Origin of the sequence: Streptomyces sp. NPDC085900 (genome assembly GCF_044540925.1) — a bacterium.
In the GTDB taxonomy this organism is placed as follows: Bacteria; Actinomycetota; Actinomycetes; order Streptomycetales; family Streptomycetaceae; genus Streptomyces; species Streptomyces gilvifuscus.
The window spans coordinates 491,239-512,419 of record NZ_JBITSP010000005.1; the positions used below are offsets into that span (position 1 = coordinate 491,239).

General features: G+C 73.1%; 19 protein-coding genes. 10 read left to right on the forward strand and 9 right to left on the reverse strand.

All coding sequences use genetic code 11. From position 1 onward, the window contains the following. Positions 1–15 precede the first annotated feature (15 nt). The 4 genes from ACIGDI_RS20715 to ACIGDI_RS20730 all read left to right on the forward strand — a co-directional run bounded on the left by ACIGDI_RS20715 (position 16) and on the right by ACIGDI_RS20730 (position 4,747). Positions 16–711: a response regulator transcription factor gene (locus tag ACIGDI_RS20715; RefSeq protein WP_399898483.1), complete on the forward strand. Its 696-nt coding sequence runs from the start codon at positions 16–18 to the stop codon at positions 709–711. After that, on the forward strand, positions 704–1,870 hold the full coding sequence (locus ACIGDI_RS20720) for a sensor histidine kinase (protein WP_399898485.1): 1,167 nt from the start codon (positions 704–706) through the stop codon (positions 1,868–1,870). The genes ACIGDI_RS20715 and ACIGDI_RS20720 overlap by 8 nt, the downstream gene beginning before the upstream one ends. Before the next feature lie 149 nt (positions 1,871–2,019). Beyond that, on the forward strand, positions 2,020–4,350 hold the full coding sequence (locus tag ACIGDI_RS20725) for a heavy metal translocating P-type ATPase (RefSeq protein ID WP_399898487.1): 2,331 nt from the start codon (positions 2,020–2,022) through the stop codon (positions 4,348–4,350). Positions 4,351–4,480: 130 nt separating this feature from the next. Further along, positions 4,481–4,747, forward strand: a complete 267-nt coding sequence (locus tag ACIGDI_RS20730; protein ID WP_399898489.1) for a 2TM domain-containing protein — start codon at positions 4,481–4,483, stop codon at positions 4,745–4,747. A 34-nt stretch (positions 4,748–4,781) separates the two neighbouring features. On the opposite strand, the gene ACIGDI_RS20735 is transcribed toward ACIGDI_RS20730, so the two are convergent. The 8 genes from ACIGDI_RS20735 to ACIGDI_RS20770 form a co-directional block, all read right to left on the reverse strand. Then, positions 4,782–6,302, reverse strand: a complete 1,521-nt coding sequence (locus ACIGDI_RS20735) for a hypothetical protein (protein ID WP_399898491.1) — start codon at positions 6,300–6,302, stop codon at positions 4,782–4,784. 163 nt (positions 6,303–6,465) lie between these two features. Continuing rightward, positions 6,466–7,317 carry a metallophosphoesterase family protein gene (locus tag ACIGDI_RS20740; protein WP_399898493.1) on the reverse strand — a complete coding sequence of 284 codons (852 nt, stop codon included), beginning with the start codon at positions 7,315–7,317 and terminating at the stop codon, positions 6,466–6,468. Positions 7,318–7,406: 89 nt separating this feature from the next. Beyond that, on the reverse strand, positions 7,407–8,033 hold the full coding sequence (locus ACIGDI_RS20745) for an FtsX-like permease family protein (protein ID WP_399898495.1): 627 nt from the start codon (positions 8,031–8,033) through the stop codon (positions 7,407–7,409). Between the two features lie 143 nt (positions 8,034–8,176). Then, positions 8,177–10,891 carry a cation-translocating P-type ATPase gene (locus ACIGDI_RS20750; protein WP_399898497.1) on the reverse strand — a complete coding sequence of 905 codons (2,715 nt, stop codon included), beginning with the start codon at positions 10,889–10,891 and terminating at the stop codon, positions 8,177–8,179. A gap of 2 nt (positions 10,892–10,893) precedes the next feature. Then, on the reverse strand, positions 10,894–11,784 hold the full coding sequence (locus ACIGDI_RS20755) for a universal stress protein (RefSeq protein WP_399898499.1): 891 nt from the start codon (positions 11,782–11,784) through the stop codon (positions 10,894–10,896). Between the two features lie 360 nt (positions 11,785–12,144). Further along, positions 12,145–13,032: a universal stress protein gene (locus tag ACIGDI_RS20760; RefSeq protein ID WP_399898898.1), complete on the reverse strand. Its 888-nt coding sequence runs from the start codon at positions 13,030–13,032 to the stop codon at positions 12,145–12,147. A gap of 192 nt (positions 13,033–13,224) precedes the next feature. Further along, positions 13,225–13,902: a DUF429 domain-containing protein gene (locus ACIGDI_RS20765; protein WP_399898501.1), complete on the reverse strand. Its 678-nt coding sequence runs from the start codon at positions 13,900–13,902 to the stop codon at positions 13,225–13,227. 29 nt (positions 13,903–13,931) lie between these two features. Next, the gene (locus ACIGDI_RS20770) at positions 13,932–14,069 is read right to left on the reverse strand and encodes a hypothetical protein (protein ID WP_399898503.1); all 138 of its coding nucleotides are present in this window, start codon (positions 14,067–14,069) and stop codon (positions 13,932–13,934) included. Between the two features lie 14 nt (positions 14,070–14,083). On the opposite strand from ACIGDI_RS20770, the gene ACIGDI_RS20775 reads away from it, so the two are divergent. The 6 genes from ACIGDI_RS20775 (at position 14,084) to ACIGDI_RS20800 (ending at position 20,435) form a co-directional block, all read left to right on the forward strand. After that, on the forward strand, positions 14,084–14,605 hold the full coding sequence (locus ACIGDI_RS20775) for a DinB family protein (RefSeq protein WP_399898505.1): 522 nt from the start codon (positions 14,084–14,086) through the stop codon (positions 14,603–14,605). A gap of 157 nt (positions 14,606–14,762) precedes the next feature. Continuing rightward, positions 14,763–15,089, forward strand: a complete 327-nt coding sequence (locus ACIGDI_RS20780; RefSeq protein WP_399898507.1) for a rhodanese-like domain-containing protein — start codon at positions 14,763–14,765, stop codon at positions 15,087–15,089. 60 nt (positions 15,090–15,149) lie between these two features. Then, entirely contained in the window at positions 15,150–16,379 is a 1,230-nt protein-coding gene (locus ACIGDI_RS20785) for an FAD-dependent oxidoreductase (protein WP_399898509.1), read from the forward strand. 125 nt (positions 16,380–16,504) lie between these two features. Then, entirely contained in the window at positions 16,505–17,890 is a 1,386-nt protein-coding gene (locus tag ACIGDI_RS20790) for a rhodanese-like domain-containing protein (RefSeq protein WP_399898511.1), read from the forward strand. Between the two features lie 76 nt (positions 17,891–17,966). Further along, positions 17,967–18,572, forward strand: coding sequence for a class I SAM-dependent methyltransferase (locus ACIGDI_RS20795; RefSeq protein ID WP_399898513.1), 606 nt, complete (start codon positions 17,967–17,969; stop codon positions 18,570–18,572). A gap of 132 nt (positions 18,573–18,704) precedes the next feature. Further along, positions 18,705–20,435, forward strand: coding sequence for an aminotransferase class V-fold PLP-dependent enzyme (locus ACIGDI_RS20800; RefSeq protein ID WP_399898515.1), 1,731 nt, complete (start codon positions 18,705–18,707; stop codon positions 20,433–20,435). Positions 20,436–20,512: 77 nt separating this feature from the next. Here the strand turns inward: ACIGDI_RS20800 and ACIGDI_RS20805 are convergent, their stop codons facing one another. Next, on the reverse strand, positions 20,513–21,100 hold the full coding sequence (locus tag ACIGDI_RS20805; protein WP_399898517.1) for a rhodanese-like domain-containing protein: 588 nt from the start codon (positions 21,098–21,100) through the stop codon (positions 20,513–20,515). Between the last annotated feature and the right edge of the window lie 81 nt (positions 21,101–21,181).

The window sequence follows — 21,181 nt, forward strand, 5'->3', positions numbered from 1 at the left end:
CGTAGCATCGAAGGCATGCGTGTGCTGATCGTCGAGGACGAGCCCTATCTGGCGGAAGCCATCCGCGACGGTCTGCGTCTGGAGGCGATCGCCGCGGACATCGCGGGCGACGGCGACACCGCTCTGGAGCTGCTGGGCATCAACGCCTACGACATCGCCGTCCTGGACCGAGACGTCCCCGGACCCTCCGGTGACGAGATCGCCAAGCGCATCGTCGCCTCCGGCAGCGGCATGCCGATCCTCATGCTCACCGCGGCCGACCGCCTCGACGACAAGGCCTCCGGCTTCGAGCTGGGCGCGGACGACTACCTGACCAAGCCCTTCGAACTGCGCGAGCTCGCCCTCAGGCTCCGGGCGCTCGACCGCAGACGCGCCCACAGCAGGCCCCCGGTGCGGGAGATCGCGGGTGTGCGCCTCGACCCGTTCCGCAGGGAGGTCTACCGCGACGGCCGTTTCGTCGCGTTGACCAGGAAGCAGTTCGCCGTGCTCGAGGTCCTCGTCGCCGCCGAGGGCGGGGTCGTCAGCGCCGAGGAGCTCCTGGAACGCGCGTGGGACGAGAACGCCGACCCTTTCACCAACGCCGTACGCATCACCGTCTCGGCCCTGCGCAAGCGGCTCGGCGAGCCCTGGATCATCGCCACGGTGCCGGGCGTCGGCTACCGCATCGACGCGCAGCCGCAGGCCGCGGACGAGGGAGGCAACCGTGGATAGAGCGCCCGGCGTGAGCGTGCGCCTCAAACTCACCCTCAGCTACGCCGGGTTCCTCATGGTCGCCGGCGTCCTGCTGCTCGCGGCCGTGTGGGTGTTCCTCCTGCGCTACGTCCCCAACCGCGCGATGCTCATCAACCCCGACGACAGGCCGACGGGCGTCTTCCCCATCCGGTCCGCCCTGCTGGAGGTCTTCGCTCCGAGGGCCGCCGCGGTACTGGCGTTCCTGCTGCTCTTCGGGCTTCTGGGAGGGTGGGTCCTCGCCGGGCGGATGCTCGCCCCGCTGACCCGCATCACGGACGCCACCCGCATGGCCACGAGCGGCTCGCTCTCCCACCGCGTCCGGCTGCCGGGCCGCGGGGACGAGTTCCGGGAACTCGCCGACGCGTTCGACGCGATGCTCGCACGGCTCGAAGCACACGTCGCCGAACAGCGCAGATTCGCCGCCAACGCCTCGCACGAGCTGCGCACCCCGCTCGCCGTCTCCAAGGCGCTCCTCGACGTGGCCCGCGCCGATCCGCACCACGACACCGACGAGCTCATCGACCGGCTCCACGCCGTCAACAGCCGGGCGATCGGCCTCACCGAGGCGCTGCTGCTGCTCAGCCGCGCCGACCAGCGGTCCTTCGTCCGCGAGCCCGTCGATCTGTCGCTCGTGGCGGAGGAAGCCACCGAAACGCTGCTGCCTCTCGCGGAGAAGCAGGGCGTCACCGTCGAGGCGTGCGGAGACATCGCCCCCACGACCGGATCGCAGGCACTCCTGCTGCAACTGACCACGAACCTCGTGCACAACGCGATCGTCCACAACCTGCCCGGACAGGGCACCGTGCGGGTGCACACCGCCGTCCGCCCGGACACGGTGGTGCTCACCGTCGAGAACACCGGCGAGCACGTCACCCCGGAACTGGCCGAGACACTCGCCGAACCGTTCCAGCGCGGCACCGAACGAACCCACGGCGACCACGCGGGCGTCGGCCTCGGTCTGGCGATCGTCAAGACCATCACCCACGCGCACGACGGAACGCTCACCCTCGCACCGCGCCCGGCCGGCGGGCTCCGCGTCACCGTGGAACTCCCCCGCCACAGCCCCGCACCGGGCGCGCCCCCGGTCGATGCCGTGGACCGGTCGGGCATCACCGGGACGGAGACCTCCGGCCCCTGACCGGGCGCGTAGGGAGCGAGGCACGCACGTGCACCGGTCGTTCGGCCCCCACGCAGGGCCGGACGTCCCCTCCCGCGGGGACCGGTGCCGCGATGGGATGAAGAGAGACCGGCGCGGCGGCCGCCGCGGCGGCCCCTCCGAGGTGTGTCATGAACCACTCCGACCGCATCGCACGGCTGCGCAGGCTGACCGCCGCAGTGGTGGCCCCACGGCTCGAGCCGGTCCTCCTGGTCGTCACGGCGGCCGCTCTGACCGGCGGTGTCATCGCCTGGCTGGCGGACGCCGGGGGCCTCGCCGACCTGTTCTGGGGCCTGGGCACCGTGGCCGCCGTCGTCCCCGCGGTGGGGTGGGTGCTCAGCGCGCTGCGGCGCGGTCAGACGGGAGTGGATCTGATCGCCGTCCTCGCGCTCGGGGGCACGCTGGCCGTCGGCGAGTACCTGGCCGGTGCGCTGATCGCCCTCATGCTCGCCACCGGCCGCACCCTGGAGGCGGCCGCCCAGCGACGGGCCTCCCACGATCTGCGCGCGTTGCTCGAACACGCCCCCCGTTCGGCACACCGCCGCACGGACGCCGGGGTCGACACCGTGCCGCTGGCGGAGATCGCCGTCGGCGACCTGCTCGTCGTACGGCCCGGCGAGGTCGTCCCCGTCGACGGCCGTGTGGAGAGCACGGTCGCCGTCCTGGACGAGTCGGTGCTCACCGGTGAACCCCTCCAGGTCGAGCGGATCCAGGGTGAAGGAGTGCGCAGCGGCGCCGTGAACGCCGGCGGTGCCTTCGAGCTGCGGGCGACCGCCGCCGAGCAGGACAGCACCTACGCCGGCATCGTACGGCTGGCCCAGGAGGCGGGGGCCGAGTCGGCGCCGGTCGTGCGGCTGGCCGACCGGTACGCGGCCTGGTTCCTGCCCCTTTCCCTCGTGGTCGCGGGACTGGCGTGGCTGATCAGCGGTTCCGCCGTGCGCGCGGTGGCCGTCCTGGTCGTCGCCACCCCCTGCCCGCTGCTGCTGGCCGCCCCGGTGGCCATCGTCTCCGGCCTGTCCCGCGCCTCCCGGCTCGGTGTGGTCATCCGTGACGGCGGCGCCCTGGAGAACCTGGGCCGCGCCCGCACCCTCCTGCTCGACAAGACCGGCACCCTCACCCGAGGACGTCCGCGCGTCCTCGACATCACCGCCGCCCCCGGTCTCAAGCCGGCCGAGGTGCTGCGTCTGGCGGCCTCCCTCGACCAGTACTCGCCGCATGTCCTGGCCCAGGCCATCGTCGACACCGCGCGGGAACGCAAGCTGGAGCTGTCGGCCCCGACGGACGTCACCGAGGAACCGGGCCGCGGCGCCACCGGCGTCGTGGACGGACACCGGGTCTCCATCGGGCGCCTGGGCCGCGAGGAGGAACCTCCCGTCTGGGCCAAGGCGGTCGACAACCGCGCCCTCCTCGACGGCGCGGCCATCGCCTGGCTCACCCTCGACGGCGAACCCGCCGGCGCCGTCCTCCTGCGGGACCCGCTGCGCCACGACGCCCCGCGCACCCTGCGCCATCTGCGGGCCGCCGGCATCGAGCGGCTGCTGATGCTCACCGGTGACCGCGCCGCGCCGGCCCGAGAGGTCGCCGCCGTTCTCGGTCTGGACGAGGTGCGTGCCGAGCTCGGCCCCGCCGACAAGGTCGCCGTCGTCCGCGCCGAGCGCGAGCGCGCGGTCACCGTGATGGTCGGCGACGGCGTCAACGACGCCCCCGCCCTCGCCGCCGCCGACATCGGCGTGGCCATGGGGGCCCGCGGCTCCACCGCCTCCTCCGAAGCCGCCGACATCGTCCTGACCACCGACCGCGTCGACCGGCTCGGCGACGCCGTGACCATCGCCCAGCGCGCCCGCCGTATCGCCGTACAGAGCGCCCTCGGCGGCATGCTGATGTCCCTGGCCGCCATGGCCGCGGCCGCCTTCGGCCTGCTCCCGCCCGCCGCCGGCGCCCTGCTCCAGGAGGGCATCGACGTGGCCGTCATCCTCAACGCCCTGCGTGCGCTGCGTGTCGACCAGGCGGCCCGTCCGCCGCTGACTCCCGCCGCCGAGGCCCTCATCCACCGCTTCGCCGCCGAACACGACGACCTGCAGGACGTCCTCGAATCCGTTCGGGCCGCCGCCGACCGTCTCTCCGACACGCCTGGGCCCAAGGCCCTGGCCGCGGTCGAGGAGACCCACCGGCTGCTCACCGAACGCCTGCTGCCGCACGAATACGCCGAGGAGCACCAGCTGTATCCGGCCCTCGCCCCCACCCTCGGCGGTCCCGAGGCCACCGCGACCATGAGCCGCGCCCACACCGAGATCGAACGCCTCTCCCGCCGCGTCGCCACACACCTGGAACTCGCCCACGCCGAAGGCGGTCTGGCGCCCGAACAACTCGACGACCTGCGCTCCTGCCTCTACGGCCTGAACACCGTCCTGCGCCTGCACTTCACCCAGGAGGAGGAGAACTACTTCTCCCTCGCCCCGTAGACATGGCGCCCGCCGCAGCCCTTCTCGTGCCGGGGACCAACGTCCCGCCGGTGCGGGACGAACGGCCCCGAGCCGCGCCCGGCGACGGCGGGACGATGAAAGTGAGACATTTCCCCGAGGGGGTGACGTCATGACTCACACCAGTACGTCACCGGACCACGAGCGGGCGCGGACACGCGCCCAGAAGAAGCGGAGGTGGCGCGGCGATCTGATGGCGTACGCCATCGTCAACGCGTTCCTCATCGGCGTCTGGGCGATCACCGGCCTGGGTTACTTCTGGCCGGGCTGGGTCCTGGGCGTATGGGGCCTGTTCATGATCCTCTCCGCATGGGACCTGTACTTCCGCCACGACGTGACAGCCGAGGAGATCGAACGAGAGCTGCACAAGCACGCCTGACCACCTGCCACCGGCTCACACGGCGCACCACCGATCACCGCCCCGACCTCCCCGCCGCCGGGAGCGGGCTGAGGTAGGCGTACACCGGCCCGTCCAGGTGGACCAAGTGCCAGCCGCGCGCATACGAAGGCGCGCGGCCGGTGGCGGTGGTGAGGACCGCGACCGGTGTGCGCCGCGCGGTTCCCGCGAGCCGCGCGGCCGTCGTGTTGGCGTTGTGGCCCTTCGTGGCGGCGGAGGAACACCCGGCGTAGAACGCGATCGGTATGGGCGGCACATCGGTGCCGTGGCTCGCGACCACGCAGGGCGGCCGCACACCCTCGCGATGCAGCGCGTCGGCCGTGCGCGCCCAGTCGCGATGGCTGGCGGTGGCGCGGTCCACGGTGCGTTCCAGCACCACGTACTGCACCGCCAGATGTCCGGCCAGCCCCACCGCGAGGAGCACCGTCGCAAGCCGCCGCCACGGCGCGCTCGGCGCCGTCACCAGCCACCCGAGGGCGTCGGCGACCGGAATCGCCACCAGGGCGTAGGCGGGCAGGAGGAAGCGGGGCGCCGCGTAGTCGATCATGAACAGGTACGGGACCGCGGCCGTCGTGGCGCAGGCCAGCGGCAGCAGCGTGGGCAGGGTACGGCGGGCGCGCACGGCGACGAGCAGTCCTACGGCGGCGAGCACGGGCAGCGCCAGCCACCAGGCGTACACCGCCACATGGGGCATCGCTCCGGTGCACGGGCGGCACAGCGACCGGCCGCCGAGGCTGCGCAGCTGGTCGTCGACCGCGAAGTTCCAGCCGAGACCGCCCTGGATGTCGGAGCCCCTGGACAGCCGCTCCGCGACACCGCCGAAGCTCACGTACGCCTCGACCACCCACTCGGCCGCCCCGGCGACCAGCCCTCCGACGAGCGCGAGCAGCAGCCGGGGCTGCCGGAACCGCCGGGCGGCCACCGGCAGCACGAGCATCGGCAACGCCGCCCACACGGCGTCGGTGGGCCGCATCAGGGCCATCAGGGCCGCGCTGAACGCCAGCCCCCACAGCGGGGCACGGCGGGTGCGGTCGGCTCCGGCACGCAGGAAGCAGCCGACGGCGGCGAGCGCGCCGAGGGCCACCCACAGGTTGGCCATCGCCTGCGGGCCGTAGAACAAGGTCACCCACAGGCTCGCGAACAGCGCGCCGCCCACGGCCAGGACGCGCGCCGGGAACAGGCCCCGCCAGCAGCGCAGGGCCAGGTACAGGCCGAGCCCCGAGAGCAGCGCCAAATACACCCGCAGCAACGGCGTCGACGTCGACCAGGCGGCGACGGGCGCCACCAGCACGGAGACCCCGCGGGTGCGTGGCGCGCTGAAGAAGGCCGCCGGTGCCTGCGGGCTGACCTGGCTGACGTACACCGTCTCGTCCCAGCCCAGCCCCATTCCGGGCCGGACGAGCAGCAGCTGCGCCAGGGTGAAGGCGGCCGCCACCAGCGCCGGCCACGCGCGGCCGTCCCGGCTCCACCACGGCCCGTGGGCTAAGGGCACTTCGCTCCGGACGGCACTGGTGTCCGCGTGCAGGTTTCTGGTCATGTCCCCGCTCCCCCTTGCAAGATGGTGGCCTTCCGCTGCCGCACAAAGCGCAGGACACAGCGGACAGCCCACGAACGGCAGGGAAACGACACCGCCAACGTAACGCGCCCCGGGCGCTGACGCGGGGCGGGGCTCGGCCGCACGTGTCACCGGCCCGCCCCGCTCACGACCGCGGCACGGGCAGGACGACGCGGTCCAGGACAGCTCCGTCGTCGCTCACCGCGGTGACGGTCACGCGGGTCGCGGTGAGCTCGACGGCCGTGAAGTGGTGGCGCGAGACGGCGGCCGCGCGGTGCGGGGTACGGCAGCCGGAGGCGACGGGGTACAGCGCGGCGCCGCCGCCTCCCGTCACGATGTACGTGACCCCGCGCGCGGAGGTGAACCGCTGGTAGTTGTGGTCGTGTCCGTTCAGCACGAGCGTGACGCGATGGCGTTCCAGGACAGGAACCCAGCGGGCGTCCACGGCGGGCGTGGACCCGTGCAGCGAGCAGGACCAGGCGGGCTGGTGGAAGACCACCACGCGAACGGGCGGTCCGGCGGCGGACAGGCGGTCCTCCAGCCAGCGGGTCTGGGCCGCGTCGGGGCGGTCGGCGTCGAGGAACAGCAGCTGCGCGCCGGGCAGCCGCTTCGCGTACGGCGGCTTGGGCAGGCCCAGATGACGCAGTTCCGCGGTCCCGTGGCCGTTCTGGACGTCGTGGTTGCCGAGGCTGATCCACATCGGGCGTCGCAGGATGCGGTAGGGCTGGTCGAGCCGGGATGCGAACAGGCTGGGGCTGCCGTCGGGATAGACGTTGTCCCCGGTGGTGACCAGGGCGTCCACCCGGTGCCCGGTCCGGGCCCAGGTCTCCATGGCCCGGGCCACCGCGCGCTGCGCCGCGTTGCCGGTGCCGAAGTCCCCGAACGCGACGAAGCCCGACCGTACGCCCGCCGTACGCGACGCCGATACGGAGGGGACCGGGGGTGCCGTGCCGGCGGCCGGTCCGGACCGGCCGCTGCACGCGGTGACCGACAGCATGATCGCGGCGGCCCCCAGGGCGAAACGGCGCGGGCGCCGGAGGCCGGCCTTCCCGCGGGGACGGCGGCTGTTCGGTGACCCGTGCCCGGTCATTCGACCACGCGCAGGGTCGCGGGGATGTTAATGCGCCGCAGGCGGCGGGCGGTCAGCAGCGGGGTGAGGGCCACGGCGACGATGCCGAGGAGGAGCGCGGTGAGACAGGTGCCGGGGGCGAGGGTGACGTCGAAGCCGATCTCCGGCATGGTGCGGGCGAGTTGGACCCGGACCATCCAGCGGTCGATGCCCTGGCCCAGCACGATCCCGGCGGCGGTGCCGAGCGTGCCGAGGAGGGCGCTCTCGGCGACGGCCATGCCCAGGACGGTACGGACGGGCAGTCCGAAGGCGAACATGGTGGCGTTCTCCCGGGAGCGTTCGTCGGCGGAGATGCTCGCGGCGTTGAAGGCGATCAGCACCGCCAGGGCGAGGGTCACGCCGGCGGCGATGTCGAGGATGCCGGTGAACTCCTCGACGCCCTTGCGCAGCGCGTCCACGCTCTCGGTCCTGCCCGATCCGGACGCGCCCAGCACGACGACGAAGGCGTTCTCGTCCACGTGCAGATCGACGCCGTCCAGTGCGGTGACGGTGGTCTGCCCCACCCGGTAACGACGGCACACACCGTCCAGGTCGATCCTCGTTCCCGTCGCCGCACGGCCGGCCGTCCCGACTGCGGTGTCCACGTCGGCCACCTCCCGACCTCGCTTCGCTCCGGCCGTCGCGTGTCACCCGCTCCTGCGGCCGACGCTATGCCCCCTCGCGGACGGTGCCCAAGGGCCGTTGGGCCCGGACATCGTGCCGCTGAGCCTCTCGGCAGCACGGCCCCTCAGTGAGGACGGCCCACGCGGGAACCGCCGGCGAACCGTGCCCGCAGGGCACGCCAGACGTGTTCGGTCAGGATCACGGTGGAGGCGGTGGCCAGGCAGATCGCCCACTGGGCGGGGGCGAGGGAGACGGTGTCGAACACGCCGTGCGCGAACGGCACTTGTACGGCGATGAACTGCAGGACGAGGACGACGGCGAGGCAGCTCCACAGAACGCGGTTGTGCAGTTGGTGGCGGCCCAGGACGGGGCCTTCCTCGCTGCGGGCCGTCAGGGCGTTGCAGAGCTGGTAGAGCACGAAGGTGGTGAACGCCATGGTGGCGGCGGTCGTTTCGTCGGTGAGCTGTCGGGCGGCGGCGAAGACGGCGACCGTCCCGAGGGCCATGACGGCGCCGGAGCGGGTGATGTCGGTCAGCCGGCGCGCGTTCAGCATGCGTTCGCCGGGGGCGCGGGGCGGTCGGTTCATGACGTCGTCCCTGGGCGGGTCGACGCCCAGGGCCATGGCGGGCGGCCCGTCCATGATGATGTTGATCCACAGCAGCTGGATCGCGGACATGGGGGCGGGCAGTCCGGCCAGTACGGTGACCAGCAGCGTCATGATGGCCCCGATGTTGGTGGACAGCTGGAAGCGCACGAAGGTCACGATGTTGTCGTAGATGGATCGGCCCTCGCGCACCGCGCGGACGATGGTGGAGAAGTCGTCGTCGGTGAGGACCATGTCGGCGGCCTCCTTGGCGACGTCGGTGCCGGTCCCGCCCATCGCGACGCCGATGTGGGCGGCGCGCAGGGCGGCGGCGTCGTTCACGCCGTCGCCGGTCATGGCCACGATGTGGCCCCGCCGGGACAGGGCGCGGACGATGGCGACCTTGTGCTCGGGGGCGACGCGGGCGAAGACGCCGATGTCCTCGATGCGGCTGGCGAGGTCCTGCTCGTCCATCCGGTCCAGGTCGGTGCCGGTGACGACGTCACCCGTGATGCCGAGTTCGCCCGCGACGGCCGCAGCGGTGTCGGCGTGGTCCCCGGTGACCATCTTGACGGCGACGCCGGCGCCCCGGGCCAGGGCGACGGCCTCGCGGGCCTGCGGGCGGGGCGGGTCGGCGATACCGGCGACAGCGGTCAGGGTCAGCCCCATCACCTCGCGGGCGTCCGCGTGGTCGGCGGTGGCGGCGGCGAGGACCCGCAGGCCCCGGCTGCCCATCCGCCGGGCGGCCTCGGTGACCTCGCGTCGGCGCTCGGCGGTGAGCGGCGCGGGGCCCTGTGCGGTCAGTACGTCGGTGCACCGGTCCAGGAGGACGTCGACGGCGCCCTTGACGTGGACGCGGGTGCGGCCGTCGGTTCCGGTGTGGAAGGTGGCCATGTACTTCGCGGCGGGGTCGAAGGGGACCTCGCCGTCGCGCGGTGTGCGGGCTCGCAGGGCGTCGACGTCGAGCCCGGTCTTGGCGGCGAGCACGACGAGGGCTGCCTCGGTGGGATCGCCGATGGGTCCGTCGGGTGTGAGGCGGGCGTCGTTGCACAGCGCGAACGGCCTTACCGCGTCGAGCAGTTCGGCCGACGGGCCGGAATCGGTGGAGCGGACGGTACCGGCGGTGTCGTAGCCCTCGCCGGTGACGTCGTACCGGCGGCCCGCCGCCCACAGCGCGCGGGCCGTCATCTCGTTCAGGGTCAGGGTGCCGGTCTTGTCGCTGCACACCACGGTCGCGGAGCCCAGCGCCTCGACCGAGGCCAGGCGTTTCACGATGGCGCCGCGGCCGGCCATGCGGTAGACGCCGAGAGCGAGGGTGAGGGCGATGACGGCGGGCAGTCCCTCGGGGATCGCGGCCACCGCCAGGGCCACCGCGCGCAGCGCCAGGTCGGCCAGGTCCTCGCCGCGGACGAGGGCGACGAGCGCGTAGGCGGCCACGGCGACACCGCTGACCAGGGCCAGCCGCCGGCCCAGACTGTCCATCTGGACCGTCAGCGGGCTGGGGGGTTCGCCCTCGGTGCGCAGTGCCTCGGCGATGGCTCCGACCTCGGTGCGCATGCCGGTAGCGGTGACGATCATCTCGGCGCGGCCCCGGGTCAGCGCGGTGTTCATGAAGAGCATGCCGGTGCGCTCCGCGACGGGGACGGCACCGTCGTCGGCCGCACTCGGCGCCGTGGTCTTGGCGACCGGCTGGGACTCCCCGGTCAGCGCGGCCTCGGCGGCCTCGACCGACGCGGCGACCACGAGGCGGCCGTCGGCGGGGACACGGTCGCCCGCCTCCAGCAGGACGATGTCGCCGGGCACCAGGGCGCGGGCGGGCAGCTCCCTCACGTGGCCGCCGCGGCGCACCCGGGCGGTGGGCACCAGCATCTGGCGCAGCGCCTCCAGGCTGCGTTCGGCCCGGCGTTCCTGGAGGTAGCCGAGGGTGGCGTTGATGAGCAGGACGATGGCGATGACGACGGCGTCCCTGATGTCGCCGATGATCCCGGCGACGACGGCGGCGGCGATCAGGATGCCGATGAGAAAGCTGCGGAACTGGTCCAGCAGGCGGAGCCATTGCGGCCGGCGGGCGGGTTCGGCCAGTTCGTTGGCGCCCCAGGTGTCGGCGCGCTGTTCGGCGTCGGCCGTGGTCAGGCCGGTGGCCGGGTCCACGCCGAGCCGGCCGGCCACCTCGTCGGCCTCCCGCCAATGAGCGTCCGTCACCGGTTCGGCGAGGGTCTCGTGGAGCGTCGGCGTGGACGGCGCCTGCTGAGGCATGGTCACTCCTTGCCGCGGACGACGGTGACGGGGCAGTGGGCGTGGTGCAGGAGGGCCTGGCCGACCGAGCCGAGCAGCAGGCCGGTGAAGCCGCCCCGGCCCCGGGCGCCGACCACCATCAGCTGAGCCTCTCGGCTGGCGTCGATCAGGGCGGGGCGGATCCGGGAGCGCACCAGGCGCCGCTCGACGGCGACCTGCGGCGGGTTCGGACGGTTCGGACGGTGACGGGCGACGGTCTCGTCCAGCAGGCGCTGCTCGACATCACGGAGGTGGTCGACGTCCGACACGACGGCGAGCGGCGGGTCGCCGGGGCTTTCTTGGGCGCGTGCGCTCCAGGTGTTCCACACGTGCAGCGCCACCAGCGGTACGTCGCGCAGCGCCGCCTCCGTCAACGCGAACTCCACTGCCGCCTCACCCGCCGGGGAGCCGTCCACGGCCAGCAGCACCGGGCCGTCCGGGGCCGGGCGGCCGCGGACCACCATCAGCGGACAGCGGCCGTGAGCGGCCAGCTGTACCGCCGTCGAGCCCAGCAGCAGCCCGGCGAACGCGGACTGGCCCCGACCGCCGACCACCGCCAGCGCCGCCGACCGGGACTCGACCTCCAGCACTTCGAGCGGCTCGCCGGTCACCACCGACCGGAAGACGTCGATGTCCGGCGCCGCCTCGTACGCCCGTTCCTCGGCTCGTGCCAGTACCCCTTGCACCATCGGTTCCAGTACGGGGTCGAGCGGGGGCCAGGGCTCTGCACCCGGCGGGAGGAACGGCGGAGGACGGTCGCAGGCGTGCACGATCCGCAGGGGCGCGGCCCGCAGGTGCGCCTCACGAGCCGCCACCGCGACCGCGTTGAGGCCGGAGGCGGAACCGTCCACCCCGACGACCACCGCATCACTCATGGCGCGCTCCCGTCCCGAAGGACCACCGGAGAGCGGTCGCTCCCAGCTTCCGCCTCCCAGCTTCGACGCGGCCGTCGCCGGGCGGCAGGGGCCATCCGACCGCCAGGGGGACCAGTCGGCCCCCTCCGGCCTTCCCTGCCAACCCGGGGAAGTCCGCCGCAGCCACCGGGGCTCCCGCTGGGTGCCGCAACTCCCGGCGCCGACACGGGGACCGCCACTGGCGGTCCGTGCCTTCCGGCGCCACCACGCGAGACTCCCGCTGGGTGCCGCCACTCCCGGCGGCAACGCCGGGACCGGCGTCGGCGGTCCGTGCCTTTCCGCGCCGATTCAGGGGCTCCCGCGGCAGCGCGGGGGCGGGTGTCAGTGGTGTGCGTCCTCTCCACGGACCACCGCCACGGGGCACTGCGCGTGGTACAGCAGGGCCTGGCTGACGGAGCCCAGCAGCAGGCCCGCGAAGCCGTCGCGGCCCCGGGCGCCGACCACCAGCAGCTGGGCGGAGCGGCTGGCCTCGATCAGCGTTTCGCGTGTCCTGCCGTGCACGACCCGATGCTCCACGGTCACCTCCGGATACCGTTCCTGGTGGCCGGCGAGGGCCTCGGCCAGCAGGCACTCCTCCTCGGCGGCCAGCGCGCCCGGCGGGTTCGCGTACGGCATGGAGGCGTCCTGCGGCGGAGGCAGCGGCGCGTTCCAGGTGGTCCAGGCGTGCACCGCCGTCAGGGCGGTACCGCGCAGCGCCGCCTCGGCAAAGGCGAAGTCCACCGCCCGCTCACTCGCGGGCGAGCCGTCCACGCCCAGCACGATCGGCCCGTCGGGGTTCGGTTCCTCGCGTACGACCAGCACAGGGCAGCGGCCGTGCGCCACCAGGTGCACCGCCGTCGATCCCACCAGCAGCCCGACGAACCCGCCCATCCCGCGGGACCCGACCACCACGAGCTCGGCGGCCCGGGACTGGGCCTCCAGTACGGTCAGTGGTTCACCGGTCACCACGACGTGGCTGACCTCGACCTCCGGTGCTGCCTTGTGCGCTCGTTCCACCGCCTCGGCCACCAGGTGTTCGACCATGTTCCGGACCCCGCCCTCGGGCGGTCCCAGCGGCCACGGTCCCAGGGGGACGTGGGTCGCGGGCCACAGGAAGGCGTGCACAACGCGCAGACCGGCCTCGCGCGACCGGGCCTCCCGGGCCGCCACGTCGACGGCGGCGAGGCTCGACGCCGAACCGTCCACGCCCACGACCACCAGACGGCTCATCATCATGGCTCCCACCTCCAGACATGAGAGCGTCTCCACTTTCAGACTCACTCGGCGGGCCCCGTCGCCATAGGGCCGATCGGCCACCACGGCTGCCGACCGGCGCCACCCACCGGCTGCCGCCCGGTCCGACCCGCCGGCTGCCGCCCGGTCCACGTCCGTTGTGCGGCGGCCGGTCAGAACCGGATCTCGTCAGAACCGGATCTCGACGGCTCGGCCTTCCGCGTCCGGTTCGGGCGCCTCGGGAACTCGGCCGGCGGTGCCTCGGGCGATCCGGTGCGCCGACCAGGCCGCGACGGCGGCGTCGAGCACGTCGTCTGCGGGAACGCGGTCCGCCTCGCCCAGCGCGTCCGGAAGCACGATCCCGGCCCCGGCCAGCAAGGAGCGCCGCAGGTGCTGACCCCGCCAGGTCTTCTTCGGGTGGGTCAGCGGCACCCCGCCCGCGAGCGTCTGGAAGGACAGTTCGGGATGGACCTCGTGCAGCCGCCGGTCGGCCAGCCAGCACGCCCGGGCCTCGAACAGTTTCGGGGCCAGCGCCCACGCCTGACGGCTGAGCCGGTTGCCGGTGAGCTCCTGGCAGCGGTCCGCGGCCGCCGCGTACTCCCGCTCCTGCCACGCCGGCCGAGGTGCGATCAGGAAGACACTGCCGCGCCGTACCCCGAGCAGGGCCCTGGCCGCAAGGTCCGCGGCGCGCCAGCCCTTCTCGACCAGGCCGAGCGGCATGTCCACCGCGATCACGCGTACTCCGGCGGCCCGCTCGATCAGCGAGTCGAGCCGGATGTCCACCAGGCTGCCCGCGTAGGCGCCGTCCGTGAGCGTGATCCCGACCCAGCCCTGCTTGCCGCAGGCGTCGACTCCCAGGACGTCCATTCCACCCCACTCCGTGCAGGTGGCGCAGCCTACCGCGGCCTCTCCGTGTGCCGCTCGGTGATCCAGCGGGCGGCGAGCAGGCCGGAGGCGGCGGTGAGGACGGCGGCCGCGACGACGAGCCGGGTGAGAATGCCCCGGCGGGCGCCATGATGGGGCTCGACGGACACCTCCGGGAGGCGCCATGGACCGGGAAGTCGTGCACGCGGAGCTCCGGCAGGCCGGTGCGGTCTTCCACGCGCTGCTGGACTCGGCGAGCGCCGAGGACCTGCGTCGCCGAAGCAGCGGAACCCGCTGGACGAATGAACAGCTGCTTTACCACATGCTGTTCGGCTACCTCGTCGTACTGGCCCTGCTGCCGCTCGTACGGCTCTTCGGCCGCCTTCCGCCGGGCGCGAGCCGCGCCTGGGCGCGTCTGCTGAACGCTTCGACGCGCCCGTTCGACGTGATCAACTACTGGGGCGCCGTGGGCGGTGCCCGGGTGTACGGCCACCGCCGCATGGGCGCGAAGTTCGATCGCACCGTCGCGGCCCTCTCCCGCCGCCTGGATGCCGAGCGGGACACGGAGTTGGCGCGCACGATGCACTTCCCCGTGCGATGGGACCCGTTCTTCGCGGACACCATGACCCTGGAGGACGTCTACCGGTACCCCACACGGCACTTCGACTTCCACCGCGCCCAGCTCTCCCTGGACACCCCCTCCTGACCCACTCGTCGGCGCGGTTCCCGGCTCCTTCGAGGGCCCGCCGCCGAGCCACGTGTTGCCTCGCGGGCAAATACCCCCAGGGGTATTTGACGCTCCTGCCGGAGGCCCGTACCCTCGCCGACAAGACACCCCCGGGGGTATTTGAGGAGGCAACCAAATGGCTCGTGAAGCATCTGTCGACGAACTGGCGGCCGCCTGGGCCGACGGCGGGCTCGTGGTCGACGTACGAGAGCCCGACGAGTACGCAGCCGGGCACGTGCCGGGCGCCCGGCCGATGCCGCTGCGGACGGTGCCCACCCGGTGCGGCGAACTGCCCACCGACCGCCCGGTGTTCGTCATCTGCGCCAGCGGCAACCGCAGCAAGAGCGCCGCCGACTGGATGACCGCCCGCGGCATCGACGCCTACTCCGTGGCCGGCGGTACCGGCGCCTGGGCCCGCGGCGGCCGCCCGATCGCCGTCGGCCCCGCCGAGCGCGTGGCCTGACACCCGCCCGGACCCCGAACCCGTGACCCGCACCACCGGCCACCGGAAAGGAGCACCGCCTTGGCCGCCACCCCCTCCCCCTCCGACGCCCCGCTCGAGGGCCGTCACCGCGTCGCCGTCATCGGCGGAGGCAGCGCCGGGATCAGTGTCGCGGCCCGCCTCAGGCGGGCCGGCGTCAGCGACATCACCCTGATCGAACCCTCCGACACCCACTGGTACCAGCCGCTGTGGACCCTGGTCGGTGGCGGCCAGGCCTCGCTGAGCGGCACCCGGCGCCCCGAGGGCTCCGTCATCCCCGACGGGGTGCGCTGGATCCGTCGCCGCGCGGTGGCCGTGGACGCCGAAGCCCGTACGGTGCGGCTGTCCGGCGGCGACCACCTCACCTACGAGTACCTGGTGATGGCGCCCGGCATCCAGCTCGACTGGAACGGCGTGCCGGGCCTGGCCGAGGCGGTCGGCCACGACGTGGTCAGCAGCAACTACGCCCCCGAGTACGCCCCGCGCACCTGGGACCTCATCCAGCGGATGCGCTCGGGCACGGCCGTCTTCACCCACCCCGCGACCCCGCTCAAGTGCGGCGGCGCCCCACAGAAGATCGCCTACCTGGCCGCCGACCACTGGCGCAAGCAGAAGGTCCTGGACGACATCCGCGTCATCCTGGTCATCCCCGATCCGGCGATGTTCAAGGTGCCCGCCTGGTCCCAGGTCTTGGAGAAGGTCGCCGCCCGCTACAACATCGAGGTGCGGCTGCGCTCCGAGATGACCGCCGTCGACGGCGACGCCCGCGAACTCACCGTCACCGACCACGCCAACGGCACCAAGGAGATCCTCGGCTACGACCTCCTGCACGCCGTGCCGCCGCAGAGCGCACCCGACTGGGTCAAGGCCAGCCCACTCGCCGACCCCGCCAGCCCGCAGGGGTTCGTCGCCGCGGACAAGCACACCCTCCGGCACCCGTCGTACGAGAACGTCTTCGCGCTCGGCGACGTGGCCAACCTGCCCACCTCCAAGACCGGCGCCGCCGTGCGCAAACAGGCCCCGGTCGTGGCCGGCAACCTGCTGGACGTCATGAACGGCCGCTCCCCCTCCCACCGCTACGACGGCTACACGTCCTGCCCACTGGTGACGGCCCGGGACCGGATGCTGCTCGCCGAGTTCGACTACGACCTCAACCCCACGCCCTCCTTCCCGCTGCTCGACCCCTTCAAGGAACGGCGCACGATGTGGGCGTTCAAACGGTACGGACTGCCGCCGATCTACTGGCACGGCATGCTCACCGGCCGCCTCTGACCGGTCGGCCCGGGACATCCCCCGACCCGGGCCGACCACCAGCCCACCCTCCGACAAGGGCGGACCAGACACTTCCACATACCCCCCGGGGTAATTAGCCCCTTCCTCATGGAGGTCACCCGACCATGTTCTTCGCCCAGTACTACCTCGACTGCCTCTCCCAGGCGTCCTACATGATCGCCGACGAGACCACCGGCAAGGCCGTCGTCGTCGACCCCCGCCGCGACATCTCCGAGTACCTCACCGACGCCGCCGCCCACGGTTTCACCATCGAGGCGGTCATCAACACCCACTTCCACGCCGACTTCCTCGCCGGCCACCTGGAACTCGCCGACCGCACCGGCGCCTGGATCGGCTACGGACAGCGCGCCGAGGCCGAGTACCCCATCCACAAGCTTCTCGACGGCGAACGCATCACCCTCGGCGACGTCCAGCTCAGGATCCTCGAAACCCCCGGCCACACCCCGGAGTCCATCAGCGTCCTGGTCTACGAACACGCGGCCGACGCTGTCCCCTACGGCGTGCTCACCGGCGACGCGCTGTTCATCGGCGACGTCGGACGGCCCGACCTGCTGGCCTCCATCGGCGTGACCGCCGACGAACTCGGCGCGATGCTCTACGACACCATCCAGCACAAGCTGATGGACCTGCCGGACGCGGTGCGGGTCTTCCCCGCCCACGGCGCGGGCTCCGCCTGCGGCAAGAACCTCTCCACCCAGCGCCAGTCCACCATCGGCGAACAGCGCGCCACCAACTACGCCTGCCGCCCGATGAGCGAGGAAAGGTTTGTGGAGCTGGTCACGGAGGGGCAGCCGTCCGCGCCGGCCTACTTCGTCTACGACGCCATCCTCAACCGCAAACAGCACGGCCTGTTCGACGGCGCCGCCGCGCCCCGGCCGCTGTCGGTCGAGGAGTTCATGCAGCGGCGCGCGGCGGGGGCGGTCGTGGTCGACGCCCGCTCACCGCAGGACTTCGCCCCGGGGTATCTGCGCGGCTCGGTCAACGTGCCCGCGGACGGCCGCTTCGCCGAGCAGGCCGGCATGGTCGTCGCCCCCGACCAGGACGTCGTCGTCGTCGCGCCGCAGGACCGGGAGGAGGAGATCGTCACCCGGCTCGCGCGGATCGGCTTCGACAAGGTCGGCGGCTACCTGCGCGAGCCCGAGGGCGCCTTCCCGGCCCTGGCCGACGAGATGGAGCAGGCCAGCCGCCTGACCGCCGACGAACTGCGCCGTCTGCTGGACAGTGAGGAACCGCCGCTGGTCCTCGACGTGCGCAACACCGCCGAGCGCGAAGAGGGCTTTATCGAGGGCTCGCTGCACATCCCGCTGGCCGAACTCGTCCGTCGGACCGAGGAGATCCCCGCCGACCGCCCCCTGGTCGTGCACTGCGCCGGCGGCCACCGCTCCTCCATCGCCGCCAGCCTCCTGCGCCACGAAGGCCGCACCGACGTCTCCGACCTCCTCGGCGGCTACGGCGCCTGGCTCGCCCTGCCCGCACCCGCCGACGCGTGAATCAGCCGCGACCGCCCCTGTGTCGGCGACAGTAGGAGCGGGGTTTCCACACCGACCGAGGAACGAGGTGCCCACGGTGGACGCAGCGGACTGGGACCAGCGGTATCGGGGCAGCGAACTGGTGTGGCGGGCCGAGCCCAACCGGTTCGTCGAGGAGGAACTGCGCGATCTGGAACCGTCCGGGCGGGCGGTCGACCTCGCGGCCGGCGAGGGGCGTAACGCGGTCTGGCTGGCGGAGCGTGGCTGGGAGGTCGACGCCGTGGACTTCTCCGGCGTCGCGCTGGAAAAGGCCGAGCGGCTGGCCGCCGGCCGCGGTGTGCGGCTGCGCACCGTCCGGGCCGACCTCACGACCTGGACGGCCCCACCGGCGACGTACGGCCTCGCCCTGATCTCCTATCTCCACCTGCCGTGGCCGGAGATGGCCCGGGTGCTGACCCGGGCCGCCGTCTGCGTCCGCGCGGGCGGAACACTCCTGCTGGTCGGCCACGACGCGGCCAATCCGGCGCGCGGCCACGGCGGCCCGCAGGACCCGGGCGTGCTGTACACGCCGGAGCAGGTCGCCGACCTGTGGCGGCCGTCCGCCGACATCGTGCGGTCCGAGACGGTCGCCCGGCCGGTGACCGACGCCGAGGGAGTCGGCCGCACGGCTCTCGACGTACTCGTACGCGCCGTGCGGAGATGACACCCGCGTCGGACTCGTCGTCGGACTCCGGCCAAGACCGTCCCGGCCCGAGGCACCGACCGGCCGACTGTGGGAAAATACCCTGCAGGGTATTGGGGGCGCAGTGGCCGGCACCGGCGAAGGGACCCGACGATGAGCGACACCACCCCGCTGACCGTCGGCCCGGATCCGTTCCCACCGGCCGCGCCGACGCTCGTCGAACGGATCAGAGCCGGCCTCATCGGCGACGACGAGGTGCTGGAGGGACCCTACGGCCCGAAACGGATCGTGTACGCCGACTACACCGCGTCCGGCCGTTCGCTGGACTTCGTCGAGGACTTCGTCCGCGAACAGGTGCTGCCGCGCTACGGCAACACCCACACCGAGAGCTCCAGCACCGGCCTGCAGACGACCCGGCTGCGCGAGGACGCCCGCCGAATCATCCGTGACGCGGTCGGCGGCACGGCGGACGACCTGGTGATCTTCTGCGGTTCCGGCGCGACCGCCGCGGTCAACAAGCTGGTCGGCATCCTTCGGCTGCGGGACGGAGACCGGGTGGAGCCGGAGAAGCGTCCGGTGGTGTTCGTCGGCCCGTACGAGCACCACTCCAACGAACTGCCGTGGCGCGAGTCGGTCGCCGACGTCGTGGTGATCGACGCGGACGCCGACGGCCACATCGACCTCGACCGGCTGGAGACGGAACTGCGGCGGTACGCCCAACGCCCGCTACTGATCGGCAGCTTCTCCGCCGCGTCCAACGTCACCGGCATCCTCACCGACACCGACCGCGTCGCCGCCCTGCTGCACGCGCACGGCGCCCTGTCCTTCTGGGACTACGCGGCGGCGGCGCCGTACATCCCGATCCGGACGGCCGAGAGCGCGCCGGGGGCCGGGGACCACAAGGACGCCCTGTTCCTGTCGCCGCACAAGTTCGTCGGCGGCCCGCAGACCCCGGGCGTGCTCGTCGTGCGGCGCGAACTGGTGCGCAACCGCGTGCCCACGGCGCCCGGCGGGGGCACGGTCTCCTTCGTCGACCCCCTCGGCCATCGCTACCTCGACGACCCGGTGGCCCGGGAGGAGGGCGGCACCCCGGCGATCGTCGAGTCCGTGCGGGCCGGTCTGGTCTTCGCCCTCAAGCAGGCCGTCGGCACCGACACCATCCAGGCCGCCGAGGAACGGCACTGGCGGTACGCCCTCGCCCGGTGGGACGGCAACCCCGGCATCGAGATCCTCGGCGACCACCACGCCCGCCGGCTGTCCATCGTCTCCTTCCGCATCCGCCACGGCGAGCACGCGTATCTGCACCACAACTACGTCGTCGCCCTGCTCAACGACCTCTTCGGTATCCAGGCCCGCGGCGGCTGCTCCTGCGCCGGCCCCTACGGGCACCGCCTGCTGGCCATCGACGCCGCCACCTCCCACGCACTGCGCGACGAGGTCGTGCACGGCTGCGACGGCATCAAGTACGGCTGGATACGCCTCAACTTCAACTACTTCATCAGCGACACCGTCCGCGACTACCTCGTCGACTCCGTCGACCTGATCGCCACGCACGGCCACCGGCTCCTGCCCGACTACCGCTTCGACCCCCACACCGGGCAGTGGCGCCACCACAACGGCCCAGCCGAACCCCCGCTACGGCTGACCGACGTGCGCTTCGGCGCCGACGGGCGGATCACCGCGCCGGCCGTCCGCCGCCCGGGACTGGGCGAGGAGGCCCTGGCCGGACAGCTCGACCGCGCCCGCGAGGTGCTGGCCGCCCGTCCCGGCCGTCTCGACGTCGGCCCGACCGGACTGGCCGCCGACTTCGAGCGGATGCGCTGGTTCCCGCTGCCGCCGGTCTGCGTGGAACAAACGCGGCCCGGGGCCGGTTGCCCCGACTGAATGCCCGGACCGGTATCGACGGCCCGCTACGGCCGAGGGCACCCGCGCCGACCGCACGGGTGCCCGGGATCGTGGATTCAGCGGGTCCGCAGAACCGTCAGGGCGGCGTCCAGGTCGGCCGCGCGCGGACGGTTGTGCGGCAGTCTGCCGAGCACGGCCGCCATGCCGCACGTGTTGGTCAGGGCGGAGAAGACCAGGCCGCCCGCCATGCCGGCCGGGATCAGCAGGAGGGCCGGATGCACGAGCAGCCCCACGGCGAGGCCGAGGAGGACCAGCGTGCCGGCGGTGAAACGCACCTGGCGCTCCATGCTCCAGGCGGAGCGGGTCGCGCAGGCGGCCGGCGTGTGCAGGTCGTGTCCCTCGGCCGCCCAGGCGCCGGTGCCGTCGGCGAGGGTCGCCGTGGCGATGCCCTCCTCGGCCAGCAGCTTGCAGGCGTTCTCGGAGCGGGCCCCGGAGGCGCACACGACGAGGACGTCACCGCGTTCGGCGGCGTGCCGTATCTCCGGCAGCGCCCGCCGGACGTGGTCCAGCGGGATGTTCACCGCCCCCGGGAGATGACCGGAGGCGTACTCGGCGGGCGTGCGCACGTCGATGACGGTGAGTTCGTGCAACCGGGTGCGGGCCTGCTCGGGGCCGAGGGAGAGGGGTGTGGAGGGGTGGGTCATGACAGGTGTGATCCTTAATGGTCGACGCCGTCCCGAACCGGGACGTACAGTACCCCTAGGGGTATTTTTCGAGGAGTGATC

Bases quoted from the DNA above. Each gene is read 5' to 3' on its own strand.
- ACIGDI_RS20715 (WP_399898483.1), top strand. From the start codon at position 16: ATGCGTGTGCTGATCGTCGAGGACGAGCCCTATCTGGCGGAAGCCATC.
- ACIGDI_RS20725 (WP_399898487.1), top strand. From the start codon at position 2,020: ATGAACCACTCCGACCGCATCGCACGGCTGCGCAGGCTGACCGCCGCA.
- ACIGDI_RS20730 (WP_399898489.1), top strand. From the start codon at position 4,481: ATGACTCACACCAGTACGTCACCGGACCACGAGCGGGCGCGGACACGC.
- ACIGDI_RS20735 (WP_399898491.1), bottom strand. From the start codon at position 6,302: ATGACCAGAAACCTGCACGCGGACACCAGTGCCGTCCGGAGCGAAGTG.
- ACIGDI_RS20740 (WP_399898493.1), bottom strand. From the start codon at position 7,317: ATGCTGTCGGTCACCGCGTGCAGCGGCCGGTCCGGACCGGCCGCCGGC.
- ACIGDI_RS20750 (WP_399898497.1), bottom strand. From the start codon at position 10,891: ATGCCTCAGCAGGCGCCGTCCACGCCGACGCTCCACGAGACCCTCGCC.
- ACIGDI_RS20755 (WP_399898499.1), bottom strand. From the start codon at position 11,784: ATGAGTGATGCGGTGGTCGTCGGGGTGGACGGTTCCGCCTCCGGCCTC.
- ACIGDI_RS20760 (WP_399898898.1), bottom strand. From the start codon at position 13,032: ATGAGCCGTCTGGTGGTCGTGGGCGTGGACGGTTCGGCGTCGAGCCTC.
- ACIGDI_RS20765 (WP_399898501.1), bottom strand. From the start codon at position 13,902: ATGGACGTCCTGGGAGTCGACGCCTGCGGCAAGCAGGGCTGGGTCGGG.
- ACIGDI_RS20775 (WP_399898505.1), top strand. From the start codon at position 14,084: ATGGACCGGGAAGTCGTGCACGCGGAGCTCCGGCAGGCCGGTGCGGTC.
- ACIGDI_RS20780 (WP_399898507.1), top strand. From the start codon at position 14,763: ATGGCTCGTGAAGCATCTGTCGACGAACTGGCGGCCGCCTGGGCCGAC.
- ACIGDI_RS20790 (WP_399898511.1), top strand. From the start codon at position 16,505: ATGTTCTTCGCCCAGTACTACCTCGACTGCCTCTCCCAGGCGTCCTAC.
- ACIGDI_RS20800 (WP_399898515.1), top strand. From the start codon at position 18,705: ATGAGCGACACCACCCCGCTGACCGTCGGCCCGGATCCGTTCCCACCG.
- ACIGDI_RS20805 (WP_399898517.1), bottom strand. From the start codon at position 21,100: ATGACCCACCCCTCCACACCCCTCTCCCTCGGCCCCGAGCAGGCCCGC.